Genomic DNA, 13107 nt, shown 5'->3' with positions numbered 1-13107 from the left:
CGGGGGAGAGCATGGACCAGCACCTGCCGCAGGCCCGCATACCGAGCGCCACCTACCGGCTGCAGTTCAACGCCGGGTTCACCTTCGCCGACGCCGAAAGGATCGTCGGCTACCTGCACGACCTGGGCGTCAGCGACGTGTACGCCTCCTCCTATCTGGCCGCGAAGGAGGGGAGCGTACACGGCTACGACGTCGTGAACCAGACCATCTTCAACAAGGAGCTCGGTGACGAGCGAAGCCACCAGGCCTTCGTCGACGAGCTCTCCTGCCATGACATGGGGCACATCCTCGACTTCGTCCCGAACCACATGTGCATCGAAAGCGGCGACAACGTCTGGTGGATGGACGTACTCGAGAACGGGATGAGCTCCCTCTACGCCCATTTCTTCGACATCGACTGGGAGCCGGTGAAAAAGGAGCTGACCGGGAAGGTGCTGCTGCCTCTTCTGGGTGACCAGTATGGCAGGGTGTTGGAGGGGGGAGGGCTGCAGCTCATCTTCCGTGACGGTGCCTTCTTCGTCCAGTGCAACACGCTGCAGATCCCAGTGGAGCCGCGCAGTTACCTGTTGATCCTGCAGCATCGGCTGGATGCCCTGAAGGAGAAGCTCCCCCCTGAGGCCGGGCCGCTCCAGGAACTACTGAGCATCGAGACCGCCCTGCAGCACCTCCCCCTTCATACCGAGCGGGACCCGGAGAAGATGAACGAGCGGCACCGCGAGAAGGAGATCATCAAGAAGCGCCTCGCTCAGCTCTGCTTCGACTCCGCTGAAGTGGCTGAATTGGTATCGGAAAACGTGATGATCTTCAACGGGACCAAAGGCGACGCCAATTCCTTTGATCTGCTGGACCGGCTGCTACGGGACCAGGTGTACCGCCTCTCCTACTGGCGTGTTGCCACCGAGGAGATCAACTACCGGCGCTTTTTCGACATCAATGCCCTCGCCGCGATCCGTATGGAGGACCAGACCGTCTACGACCTGACCCATACCCTGCTGTTCCGGCTGATCCGGGAGGGGAAGGTGACCGGGGTTAGGATCGATCACGTGGACGGGCTTTACGACCCGGTCACCTACCTGCAGCACCTGCAGAAAAGCGCCTGGATGAATCTGAGGGAAAGAGGCGAGGGGGCCCCGCCCGAGGAGGGCGCCGAAGCGATCCGCGAGGAGTGGGCGCGGCAGTACGACGAGGTGCTGGAGAGGGACCCTGGCTACAAGCCTTTTTACACCGTGGTGGAAAAGATCCTCATGAAGGGGGAGCTCCTCCCCGAGCAGTGGCCGGTCTGCGGCACCACCGGCTACGAGTTCCTGAACAGCGTGAACGGCATCTTCGTGGCGAGCGACGTCGCGAAGCAGTTCGACCGGATCTACGACCGTTTCGTGAAGCGGGGGGCCGATTTCACCGAGATCGTCTACGAAAAGAAGAAGCTGGTGATGCAGGTCTCCCTCTCCGGCGAGGTGAACATGCTGGCCCACCAGTTGAACAACATCGCCGAGGAGGACCGTCTCACCCGCGATTTCACCCTGAACAGCCTGGCCCGCGCCATAAGCGAAGTGATCGCCTGCTTCCCGGTGTACCGCACCTATGCCAACTCCGCCTCGGTGCGCGACCGCGACGTGCAGTACATCGACGCGGCGGTATCGAAGGCTAAGCGTAGAAACCCCGCCATCAGCGGGTCGGTCTTCGATTTCCTGCGCGACGTGCTCCTTTTGAGATCCCCCGACCGCGCGAGCGAGGAGAGCCGACGCGACTGGCTTTACTTCGCCATGCGCTTCCAGCAGATCACCGGCCCGGTGATGGCCAAGGGGCTCGAAGATACCGCCTTCTACGTATACCACCGCCTGATTTCCCTGAACGACGTCGGCGGCATGCCGGGGCGCTTCGGCACCACGCTCGAGGCCTTCCACGGGCAGAACCTCGAGCGGAACAAGAACTTCCCCCACGCCATGATCGCGACGGCGACGCACGATTCCAAGCGTGGCGAGGACGTGCGCACGAGGATCGATGCGCTCTCCGAAATCCCGTCAGTGTGGCAGAAGCAGGTGGCGCGCTGGAGCCGGCTCAACAAGCGGCGCGGCTCCCTGATTGATAACGCCAGAGTGCCGGAGCTGAACGAGGAGTACCTCCTGTACCAGACCCTTGTCGGTGCCTGGCCGATCGGCGAGGTGGACGACGCCGGATACGAGGCATTCCGCGGGCGCATCAGGGAGTACATGATCAAGGCGCTGCGTGAGGCGAAGGTGAACACGAGCTGGGTGAGTCCCAATGGGAGTTACGAGGAGGCGGTGGTAGGTTTCATCGATGCCATCCTCGCGCGCACCCCCGACAACGAATTCCTGCGCGAGTTTCTGCCGCTGCAAAGGCGGCTCTCCCGCTGCGGCTTCTTCAGCTCGCTCTCCCAGACCCTCCTGAAGATGACCTCCCCCGGCATTCCCGACTTCTACCAGGGGACCGAGCTTATCGAGGTCACCCTGGTGGACCCGGATAACCGGCGCCAGGTGGACTACGGCAGGAGGATCGACGCACTCGTCGACCTCAAGCGGCGCGAGCAGGAGGAGGGGGCGCCTAGGCTATGGAGCGAGCTGCTGGAGCGGGAGGACGAGAGGGCGAAGCTCTTTCTCATCTACCGGGTGCTCAACTATCGCCGGGAGCACAAGGACGTCTTCGCCGGCGGCGAGTACCTGCCGCTGGAGGCGAAAGGGGCGCGGGCCCGACATCTGTGCGCCTTCGCACGCAAGGCCGGAGGTCGCGTGGTGATCGTCGCGGCGGCGCGGCTCGTGGCGACCCTGATGCCGGAGGAGGGGGACAGCCCGCTTAGTGAGTCGGTCTGGCAGGACACCATGCTGCTTCTTCCCGAAGGGGTAGGGGGGCGGTTGCGCAACGTGGTGAACGACGCGGTGATCGATGTCGTCTCCCGCGATGGTCAAAGCGTCCTCCCCCTTGCCGCGCTCTTCGGCGAGGTGAGTGTGGCGCTGCTGGAATCTGAGTGAGGTGATCTATGGAAGGCAGGGCGCGGATAGCTATCGAGGCGGTGCACCCCCAGATCGACTGCGGCAGGTTTGCGGTGCAGCGCGTGGTCGGCGACGAGATGGTGGTGCAGGCGGACGTCTTCAGCGACGGTCACGACGAGGTGGTGGCCGTACTTCTTTACCGCCGCATGGGAGAGGAGCACTGGCTGGAAACGGCGATGCAGCGCCTGGATAACGACCGCTGGCAGGGCTCATTTCTCCTGGGCCACCCCGGCTTTTACCAATACACCATCATGGGGTGGGTGGACCACTTCCGTACCTGGCAGCGGGACCTGCAGAAGCGTTTCGAGGCGGGACAGGACGTGGCGGTCGATCTGCAGATCGGTGGAAAGATCCTGGAGCAGGCGGTGGCGGAGGCGGGGGAGGAGGACGCGGCCCGGCTGCGCGAGGCGGTGGCGGCGCTCTCTGCCGAGCGGAACCAGGAGGGGGCGGTGGCCTTAGGGCTCGACACGCGGCTCTCCGACCTGGTCAGCACCTGCTGTGCGCGGGGGCTCGCCACGCGCTATCAGAAGGAACTGGTGGTCCGGGTGGATCGCCAGAAGGCGCTTTTCAGCTCATGGTACGAACTCTTCCCACGCTCTTTAGGCGAAGAAGGACGCCACGGCACACTCCGCGACTGCATCGGGCTTCTCCCCGACGTAGCGGAGCTAGGCTTCGACGTTCTCTACCTTCCTCCCATTCATCCCATCGGATCCAGCAAGCGCAAGGGGAAGGCCAACGCGGTCGAGGCGGGGCCGGACGACCCGGGAAGCCCATGGGCCATCGGCTCCGAGGCGGGTGGGCACAAGGCGGTGCACCCGGAACTCGGGACCATCGAGGACTTCGGCGACCTGGTCCGGGAAGCTGAAAAACACGGCATCGAGATCGCCATGGATCTCGCTTTCCAATGCTCCCCGGACCACCCCTACCTGAAGGAGCACCCGGAGTGGTTCAAGTGGCGTCCCGACGGGACGGTGCAGTACGCCGAGAACCCCCCGAAGAAGTACCAGGACATCGTGCCGATCAACTTCGAAACGCCGCAGTGGGAGGAACTCTGGGAGGAGCTGAAGGGGGTGGTCTTCTTCTGGATGGACCAGGGCGTGCGCATCTTCCGGGTGGACAACCCGCACACGAAACCTTTCCCCATGTGGGAGTGGCTCATAGACAAGGCGAAGGAGAAGTCGCACGACGTGATCTTCCTGGCCGAGGCGTTTACCAGGCCGAAGATCATGGCGCGGCTCGCCAAACTCGGCTTCACCCAGTCCTACAGCTATTTCTCCTGGCGCAACAGCAAGCGGGAAATCACGGATTACCTGATGGAGCTGACCCGCGGCGACACGAGGGAGTTCATGCGCCCGAACTTCTGGCCCAACACCCCGGACATCCTCACCGAGTTTCTGCAGTACGGCGGACGCCCCGCCTTCATGATCAGGCTGGTCCTGGCCGGTACCCTTTCCTCTAGCTACGGCATCTATGGGCCGGTGTACGAGCTCTGCGTCGGCATGCCGGAAAAGCAGGGCTCTGAGGAATACCTCGACGCCGAGAAGTACGAGATCCGGCAGTGGGACAGGAAGGCCCCGGGGAACATCAGGGAACTCATCATCACGCTGAACCGGATCCGCCGGGAGTACAGCGCGCTGCAGCGGACCAACAACGTCACCTTCCTCGAATCTGACGACGACAGCGTCATCTTCTACGTAAAGGTGGCTAAACAGCAGAAGAGTTCACTTCTGGTGGCGGTGAACCTCGATCCCTTCCGGGCCCGGACCGCTAAGCTGCGCGTGCCGCTCGATCTGTTTGGCGTAGCCCCCGGGCAGTCGTACCTGCTGCACGACCTGATCAGCGGCGAGCGCTCCATCTGGGAGGGGGGGATGACGACGGTCCGGCTCGACCCGCAGGTGAACCCGGCCTGCATCTACCGCATCAGCACCTGGCAGAAGCGCGAGTCGGACTTCGATTATTATTTCTAGGAGGAAGCCATGCCGTTTCGCAACGAGAAGAATCCGCTCTGGTTCAAGGATGCCGTGATCTACGAGGTGCACATCCGGAGCTTTTGCGACAGTAACGGCGACGGCATTGGGGACTTTCGCGGGCTTTTGCAGAAGCTCCCCTACCTGCGCGACCTGGGCGTCACCGCGGTCTGGGTACTCCCCTTCTACCCCTCGCCGCTGAAGGACGACGGCTACGACATCGCCGACTACCGCACCGTCCACCCCGATTACGGCACGCTGCGCGACTTCCAGGATTTTTTGAAGGGGGCGCACGCCCTCGGCATGAGGGTCATCACCGAACTCGTCTTGAACCACACCTCGGACCAGCACCCCTGGTTCCAGAAGTCGCGCCGCGCGAAGCTCGGCTCCACCTGGCGCGATTTCTATGTCTGGAGCGACACCCCTGATAAGTACCTGGACGCCCGCATCATCTTCAAGGACTTCGAGGTCTCCAACTGGACCCGCGACCCGATCGCCAAGAGCTACTACTGGCACCGCTTCTATTCGCATCAGCCCGATCTCAACTACGACAACCCTCGCGTGCACGAGGCGATGTTCAAGGTGATCGACTTCTGGCTCGGCATGGGGGTGGACGGCCTGAGGCTCGACGCGGTCCCCTACCTGTACGAGCGGGAGGGGACCAACTGCGAGAATCTCCCTGAGACCTACGAGTTCCTGAAAAAGCTGCGCGCCTACATTGACGCCAAGTACCCGGACCGGATGCTTCTCGCCGAGGCGAACCAGTGGCCCGAGGACGCCGCCTCCTATTTCGGCGGGGGCGCCGCCTGTCACATGGCGTTCCACTTCCCGCTCATGCCCCGCATGTTCATGGCGCTGCAGATGGAGGATTCCTTCCCGATCGTGAACATCATGCAGCAGACCCCCGCCATCCCGCCGCACTGCCAGTGGGCCATGTTTCTGAGAAACCACGACGAGCTCACCCTGGAGATGGTGACCGACGAGGAGCGGGACTACATGTACCGCATCTACGCCCGCGACCCGCGCGCCCGTATCAACCTCGGCATCCGGCGCCGGCTCGCGCCGCTCATGGGGGACGACAGGCGCAAGATCGAGCTCATGAACGTGCTGCTCTTCACCATGCCGGGGACCCCCATCGTCTACTACGGCGACGAGATCGGCATGGGGGACAACTACTATCTCGGCGACCGCAACGGCGTGCGAACCCCGATGCAATGGAGCCCGGACCGAAACGCCGGCTTCTCGCCCGCGAACCCCCAGAAGCTTTACCTTCCCGCCATCATCGACCCGGAGTACCACTACGAGGCGCGCAACGTCGAGAACCAGGCGAAGAACCCGTCCTCCCTTCTTTGGTGGATGAAGCGGATGATCGACCTCAGAAAGCGCTTCAAGGCGTTCGGCTGGGGGAGCCTCGAGTTCGTGCCGCTGGACAATCCGAAGGTGCTCGCCATGCTGCGCCAGTACGAGGACCAGACCATCCTGGTGCTGATCAACCTCTCTCGCGCCACCCAGTTCGTGCAGGTGAACCAGCCCCGTTTCGTCGGTTTCTACCCGGAGGAGATGTTCAGCCGTAACCGCTTCCCCGCCATCAAGGACTCCCCTTACGGGATCATCATGGGTGCGTACGACTACCATCTGCTCCTTTTGACCGACGGGCGCGAGAAGATCAAGCCGCGCGAGGAGGGGGTGCTGGAGGAGGTCGCGGTGCCGGGAAGTTGGGAGAACGTGCTGAAATCTGCCGGGCTGCGCCAACTGGAGCAGTCTGTCCTCCCGGAATACCTCAAAAAGGCACGCTGGTTCCAGGGGAAGAGCCGCATCATGGTCCGCTTCTCCGTCGTCGACCAACTCCCCGTTCCGATCGATGGCTCCTCGGTGATCCTCGCCTTCCTGGAGGTCACCTACAGCGAGGGGATCCCCGAGGTGTACCTGCTACCGCTGCACTACGTCCCGATGGACGGAGGCGGGGAAACGCTTCTGGGCGCATCCCCGGAGGCGGTGATCTGCCAGCTCAAGGTCGGCGACCGGCCGGGGCTCCTCTACGACGGTCTCTACAACTCGCACCTGCGCTGGGTGCTCTTCGAACTCATCTGGCGCAGGAAATCGCTGAAAGGGGATGGCGGACGCCTGTCGGGCCAGCCCGCCATCTCGATTTCGCCGCTCATGGAAGGGAAGGCGCCCCCCTTCCCGTCGCAAGTGGGTAAGACAGAGCAGAGCAACAGTTCCGTTCTTTTCGGCAACAACTTCTTCTTTAAGCTCTACCGGCGCATGGAGGAGGGGGCCCATCCTGAACTCGAGATCGGAAGGTTCCTCGACCGGGTCCGTTTCCCGCATGTCGCGCCGTTAGGGGGAACCCTGGAGTACCGGCGCAACAGCGGCGAGTCCTTCGCCCTCGGGCTCCTGCAGGGGTTCGTGCCGAACCAGGGGGACGCCTGGACCTTCACGCTCGGCGAAGTGGGGCAGTTTGTGGACCGCGTCCTCGCTTACCGCGAGGAGGCGAAGAAGTCGGGTTTCGAGCCCCATCCGGGCAACGAGTCGAGCGGCTATACGCCAGCCCTTCTGGAGCTGATCCAGGGGGTTTATCCCGACATGGTGGCCTTGATCGGCAAGCGGACCGCCGAGTTCCACATCGCGATCTCCTCGCGCAGCGACGATCCCGATTTCGCACCGGAGTCGTTCGCGCTCCTGTACCAGCGTTCCGTCTACCAGTCCATGCGCACCCGCTGCAGGAAGGTCTTCGAGCTTTTGCGCAGGAACCTGGCCGCCATACCGCAGCATACGGCGAGCGACGCGGAGGGGCTTCTCAGTATGGAGAACGACCTTTACGCCGTCTTCCAGAAGTTTTTGGTGCGCAAGTTCGGCGCCATGAAAACCCGCATTCACGGCGACTATCACCTGGGGCAGCTCCTCTACACCGGCGACAACTTCCTCATCATCGACCTGGAGGGTGAGCCGATCAAGTCACTGAGCGAACGGAGGATCAAGCAGTCTCCACTGCGTGACGTGGCCGGGATGATGCGCTCCTTCCACTATGCGGCGCACGCCGTCATCATGCAGCGGACCCAGGTGCGCGACGAGGACATCGCCTACCTCCTCCCCTGGGTCCATGCCTGGTACCAATACAACGCGAAGGTCTTTCTCGACGCCTACCGGGAAAGGGCGGCCGGGGCCAACTTCATGCCTGCCGAGGCGGACCAGATCGAGATCATGCTGCAGGCGTACATGCTGGACAAGGCGATCTACGAGCTGGGTTACGAGCTCAACAACCGCCCGGAGTGGGTCTCTATTCCGCTCTCGGGCATCCTGCAACTGCTCGCGCAGGAAACTGGCGTGACGAGATGATCAGCAATCGGGCGCACCACGGAAACTGCAGGACCGGATCACAAAACTGGTAAAAAGGGGGAGCGACATGAAAAAACTACTGCTTTCACTTGCTTGCATGCTGACCCTTGCACAGGTCCCAGCGGCCGGCGCGGAACAAAAGATCTTTCGGGCGACGCTTTCCGGGAAGCAGGAGGTGCCGAGCGTGAAGACCCCGGCCCGGGGGGACCTGAAGATGATCTACAAGGATGGGGAGATGAGCTACGAGCTCAACGTGAGCAGGATCACGAGTCCCACCGCGGCCCACATTCACCGCGGGAAACCGGGCGAAAACGGATCCCCTCTGGTCGGCCTGTTCGGCGGCCCGACCAAGATGGGGCCCTTCAAGGGGATACTGGACGAGGGGCTCATCACCAACGAGAGCCTGCTTGGCGAGCTGGAAGGTAAAACCGTGGAGGACCTGGTCCGGATCATCGAGGCGGGTGAGGCTTATGTCGATGTGCCGACGGAGACCTACCCGCTGGGCGAGATCCGCGGCCAGATCAAGTAGGTGTGCTGCATCCCTCCTTCTTCATAAAACCTTTCCCCCCTCCCAACCTCCCCCCTCCGTGGGGGGAGGAGTAGATCCTTTCATCCGAGACGTCACGTTTCAAGCTGAATCCGGATTCCTGAATCCGGATTCAGGTACGACTTCCATCTTTCACTTCGTGATCCTGCTACGACCTTGCCGCCTCTTCCTTGGCCTTTTGCTGCGACTCCGCCTTTGAATGCGTGCCGCGTTCGGCGGCGTGCTCCCCTTCCACCTTTTCCCCCGGTTCCTTTCCCTCCTCCGAGCTGTGCTCGATCACGGCGTTTACTACCGCCCCGATGAGGATGATCAGTCCACTCAGGTAAAGCCAGAGCAGGAGCACGATGACCGCGCCTATGGAGCCGTAGGTCTTGTCGTAGGAACCGAAGTTGTTGATGTAGAACGAGAAGCCAAGCGACATGACGATCCATACCGGGATGGCGACCACCGCGCCCGGGCTGATCCACTTCCATGTGTGCTCCACGTCGGGGGTGAAGTAGTAGATGACGGCCAGGGCAAGCATCAACAGGAACAGGGTCACCGGGACCAGGCCGATGCCCCACGCGACCTTGAAGGGGGTGCCCATTCCGGTAAATCCAGCAATGAACACACCTATCTTGAAGCCGAACATGAGTAGCGTCATCGAGCTCAGGAAGATCAGGGAGAGCCCTATCACGAGAGCGATGGCGATCAGGCGGACCTTCCAGAAAGGGCGTCCCTCCTTCACGTCGTATAGGTTGTTCATGGCGTCCATCACCGAGACGATGGCGTTGGAAGAAGCCCAGAGCGCGAGGAGGATACCGATCGACAGCAGCCCCTGCTTCTTGCTCATGAACAGGGATCGGATGTTGTCTTCCAGCAGAGAGAACGCCTGCCCTGGGAGAAGCTTGGCCGCATATGAGAGGGCGTATTCCATGAGGTTCGGGATGGGGAGGTAGCCGATCAGGGTGGTCAGAAAGAGCAGGAAGGGAAACGACGCGAAGAGGAAGTAGTAGGCCATGGCCGCCGCATGTTCGGGGCAGTCCTCATCGCTGAACTTGCGGAAGACCCGTTTCGCCAGGTCCTTGTAGCTGGTGTCCCCGAGCTTGAAGTAGGCGCGCATAGAGAACATTGTCGCACTCCTTGTGGTAGCGGCGCGGTGCGCCGGATTCTCCCCTTACCCGCCGACAATGGTGCCGCCGTTTGGGTGCAGCACCTGGCCGGTCATGTAGGATCCTCCCTCGGAGGCGAGGAAGACGTAGCTGTGCGCCACTTCAACCGGCTGACCGGCACGCTTTAGCGGTACCTCGGTGCCGAACTTCTCGGTCTTCTCCTCGGGGAAGGTCCCCGGGATGAGCGGGGTCCAGATCGGGCCGGGAGCGACCGCGTTCACCAGGATTCCCCTCTCGGCGAGCGAGAGGGCGAGCGAGCGGGTGAAGGCGACGATAGCCCCCTTCGTGGAGGAGTAGTCGAGCAGCGTCGGGCTCCCCTTAAAGGCGGTCACCGAGGTGGTGTTGATGATGCGGGCTCCCTCCTGCAGGTGTTTCAGGGCCGCTTTGGTAAGGAAGAAATATGAGAAGATGTTGGTGCGGAAGGTGCGCTCGAGCTGTTCCTCCGAGATTTGCTCCAGCTCCTCGCGGTAGTGCTGCTCGGCCGCGTTGTTGACGACGATGTCGAGCCTGCCGAATGCCGCCACGGTCTTCCCCACGATGTCGGCGCAAAACGCTTCCTGCCCAACGTCGCCGCGGAAGGCGAGACAGCGCACCCCCTCGCGTTCCACGATGTCGCGGGTCTCCTTCGCATCCTGGTCCTCCTCAAGATAGGCGAAAGCGACACTCGCCCCCTCGCGGGCGAAGGCGATGGCGACGGCGCGGCCGATGCCGCTGTCGCCGCCTGTGATCAGGGCGACCTTCCCCTTCAGCTTTTCGGCTCCCCTGTATTCGAGCTCGCCGCTTTGCGGCTTCGGAGTCATCTCTGCTTCGATGCCAGGCTGCTCCTGGCGCTGGCGCGGGAATGGTTTTTCCTCCTGCGGGGTCATCGGTCACCTCCTGGTAGTTGGACGGCTGCCTTTTTTCATGCACCTTCGCCTTGCGGCGCCTGCTCCGTAGCCGTTGCGCCTGTGTGCGGGTCGAGGACGATCTTGATGCAGGCGTCCTGTTTGTTCATGAACATCCTGTATCCCGTTGGGGCCTCCTGCAGCGGGAGCCGGTGCGTGATGATCGACGACGGGTTCAACTGCTGCTCCGCGACCAGCTTCACCAGGTGAGGCAGGTACTTGTGCACGTGTGCCTGACCGCAGCGCAGGGTAAGTCCCTTGGCGAAAAGCGCGCCCATCGGGAACTTGTCCACGAAGCCTGCGTACACGCCGACGATGGAGAGGGTGCCGCCCTTGCGGCAGGCCTTCGCGAGCTGGCGCAGCGCCGAGGCCCGGTCCGTCTCCAGTCTGAGGGCCTGCTTCACCGAGTCGTAGACCCCCTCGAAGCCGGTTCCCACCGCCTCCATACCGACGGCGTCGATGCAGGAGTCGGGGCCGCGCCCACCGGTCATATTCTGCAGCGCCTCAGCGACATCCACCTCCTCATAGTTGAGGACCTCCGCCTGGCACTGGGCACGCGCCGCCTGCAGCCGGTCCGGAAAACGGTCGATGCCTATGACGCGCTCCGCGCCCAGGTGCCGCGCCGACATCATCGCCATGAGACCGACCGGGCCGCATCCCCAGACGGCGACGGTGTCGCCGGGGTTGATGTTGCAGTAGTCGGCGGCCTGGTAGCCGGTCGGGAGGATGTCGGTCAGGAGCACCACGTGCTCGTAGGGGACGCCGCTCGGGATCCTCTCGAGCCCCACGTCGGCGAACGGGACGCGCACGTACTCGGCCTGTCCACCCGAGAACCCGCCGTAGAGGTGGGAGTAGCCGAAGATGCCGCCGCCGGTGTCACCGTACATATGCTCGAGCATCCAGGCGTTCGGGTTACTGTTGTCGCAAAGGGCCCACAGCTCGTGCTTGCAATACCAGCAGGCGCCGCATGAGATGGGAAACGGGACGATGACGCGGTCGCCGACATGGAAGCGGGTGACGCCGCTCCCCACCTCGACGATTTCCCCGACGAACTCGTGGCCGAGGATGTCCCCCTTCTGCATGGTTGGAACGTAGCCGTTATAAAGGTGCAGGTCGGAGCCGCAGATGCAGGTGAGCGCCACCTTCACGATCGCGTCGTTTTTGCTCAAGATCTGCGGGTCGGCGACCTCGTCCACCCGCACGTCGTGCCTGCCGTGCCAGCAAACTGCCCTCATATCTCCTCCTTTCCCCGCAAGCCGGGGAGCCGGGTTTAGTCGGCGGTGCGCTGCGCCGTGGTTTCCTCGCCCACCTCGAGGATCTGCTTGAGCCGCTTCAGGTCCTCTTCCAACTGCTGGGCGTTGATGCCGTGTGCGATCTTGGCTGCGGCCTTCCCTGCGGCGCCGCCGGGAGGATAGTAGTCGATGGTGACCCTCACCTCGGTGCCGCGGTTGCCCGGCGCCTCCTTGAACTCGACACTCCCCTTGTTGGGGATGTCCGCCTCGCCCACTGAGTGCCAGCTGATCTGCTGTCCCGGGGTGTCCTCCATCATCTCGGCGTCCCACTCCGCGCTGATCCCGCCGGGACCCATCGCCTTCCAGTGCGAGGTGCGCGGGCCGGTGACCTCCACCGCTTCCAGGTGTTTCATGAAGCGGGGCAGGTTTTCCAGGTTGCGCCAGAACTCGTAGACCTCGTTCGGCGGCAGGCCGATGGTCACCGCCTTCTCTATCCTGAGCCCGCCCGGTTGCGTATGCATCGTGTCCACCCCCATCGCGTCGTACAGGCCGCAGTAGCCGGTCTGTCCCCGGTAGAGGAACAACCCGCCTGCGACGATCATGGCGAGACCGGAGGCGTAGTTTCTCCGGCTAACATTCTTGAGCCCCGAAAGGGCCAGGGCCGCACCTCCGGCCAGGGACGCTTTCCGCTCCGCGGGACCGACGTTCATCTTCCGCGGCCTTTGCCACGGTCTGGATTCGCTGCGCTCACTTTCGCTTTGTTCCATGCTGATTCCTCCTTGGAAACTGCGGGGTTTGTTTCTTATTAAGGTGGGGCTGAAAAAACAATTAGAGAAAGCTAACAGAGCGGGGCGGGTTTGCAATAGGGTGGGGGGAAATTTGGGGGTTGGGGCTGACGGGAAGAATGGGAAGAATGGGAAGAATGGGAAGAATGGGAAGAATGGGAAGAATGGGAAGAATGGGAAGAATGGGAAGAATG

8 protein-coding genes are annotated in these 13107 nt (G+C 62.7%); 4 read left to right on the top strand and 4 right to left on the bottom strand.

Annotation, left to right across the window (positions count from 1 at the left end):
• The first annotated feature begins 11 nt into the window (after window positions 1-11).
• From E8K79_RS13450 to E8K79_RS13435, 4 genes are all read left to right on the top strand, one after another.
• Window positions 12-2987, top strand: coding sequence for a malto-oligosyltrehalose synthase (locus E8K79_RS13450; protein WP_136515176.1), 2976 nt, complete (start codon window positions 12-14; stop codon window positions 2985-2987).
• An 8-nt stretch (window positions 2988-2995) separates the two neighbouring features.
• On the top strand, window positions 2996-4975 hold the full coding sequence (locus tag E8K79_RS13445) for an alpha-1,4-glucan--maltose-1-phosphate maltosyltransferase (protein ID WP_136515175.1): 1980 nt from the start codon (window positions 2996-2998) through the stop codon (window positions 4973-4975).
• A 9-nt stretch (window positions 4976-4984) separates the two neighbouring features.
• On the top strand, window positions 4985-8314 hold the full coding sequence (gene treS / locus E8K79_RS13440; RefSeq protein ID WP_136515174.1) for a maltose alpha-D-glucosyltransferase: 3330 nt from the start codon (window positions 4985-4987) through the stop codon (window positions 8312-8314).
• A 67-nt stretch (window positions 8315-8381) separates the two neighbouring features.
• Complete coding sequence (locus tag E8K79_RS13435) at window positions 8382-8843, top strand: CHRD domain-containing protein (RefSeq protein ID WP_136515173.1); 462 nt, start codon at window positions 8382-8384, stop codon at window positions 8841-8843.
• Between the two features lie 166 nt (window positions 8844-9009).
• On the opposite strand, the gene E8K79_RS13430 is transcribed toward E8K79_RS13435, so the two are convergent.
• The 4 genes from E8K79_RS13430 to E8K79_RS13415 are packed head-to-tail and all read right to left on the bottom strand — an operon-like array spanning window position 9010 to window position 12895.
• Window positions 9010-9972, bottom strand: coding sequence for a YihY/virulence factor BrkB family protein (locus tag E8K79_RS13430; RefSeq protein WP_136515172.1), 963 nt, complete (start codon window positions 9970-9972; stop codon window positions 9010-9012).
• Between the two features lie 45 nt (window positions 9973-10017).
• Entirely contained in the window at window positions 10018-10878 is an 861-nt protein-coding gene (locus E8K79_RS13425; protein WP_136515171.1) for an SDR family oxidoreductase, read from the bottom strand.
• A gap of 35 nt (window positions 10879-10913) precedes the next feature.
• Entirely contained in the window at window positions 10914-12131 is a 1218-nt protein-coding gene (locus E8K79_RS13420) for a zinc-dependent alcohol dehydrogenase (protein WP_136515170.1), read from the bottom strand.
• A gap of 35 nt (window positions 12132-12166) precedes the next feature.
• Window positions 12167-12895 carry an SRPBCC family protein gene (locus E8K79_RS13415; RefSeq protein ID WP_136515169.1) on the bottom strand — a complete coding sequence of 243 codons (729 nt, stop codon included), beginning with the start codon at window positions 12893-12895 and terminating at the stop codon, window positions 12167-12169.
• Between the last annotated feature and the right edge of the window lie 212 nt (window positions 12896-13107).

The organism is Geomonas edaphica (assembly GCF_004917075.1).
In the GTDB taxonomy this organism is placed as follows: Bacteria; Desulfobacterota; Desulfuromonadia; order Geobacterales; family Geobacteraceae; genus Geomonas; species Geomonas edaphica.
This window is presented reverse-complemented; position numbering and strand designations above follow the sequence as displayed.

Bases quoted from the DNA above. Each gene is read 5' to 3' on its own strand.
- E8K79_RS13435 (WP_136515173.1), top strand. From the start codon at position 8,382: ATGAAAAAACTACTGCTTTCACTTGCTTGCATGCTGACCCTTGCACAG.
- E8K79_RS13415 (WP_136515169.1), bottom strand. From the start codon at position 12,895: ATGGAACAAAGCGAAAGTGAGCGCAGCGAATCCAGACCGTGGCAAAGG.
- E8K79_RS13430 (WP_136515172.1), bottom strand. From the start codon at position 9,972: ATGTTCTCTATGCGCGCCTACTTCAAGCTCGGGGACACCAGCTACAAG.
- E8K79_RS13420 (WP_136515170.1), bottom strand. From the start codon at position 12,131: ATGAGGGCAGTTTGCTGGCACGGCAGGCACGACGTGCGGGTGGACGAG.
- E8K79_RS13445 (WP_136515175.1), top strand. From the start codon at position 2,996: ATGGAAGGCAGGGCGCGGATAGCTATCGAGGCGGTGCACCCCCAGATC.
- E8K79_RS13425 (WP_136515171.1), bottom strand. From the start codon at position 10,878: ATGACCCCGCAGGAGGAAAAACCATTCCCGCGCCAGCGCCAGGAGCAG.
- E8K79_RS13450 (WP_136515176.1), top strand. From the start codon at position 12: ATGGACCAGCACCTGCCGCAGGCCCGCATACCGAGCGCCACCTACCGG.
- treS (WP_136515174.1), top strand. From the start codon at position 4,985: ATGCCGTTTCGCAACGAGAAGAATCCGCTCTGGTTCAAGGATGCCGTG.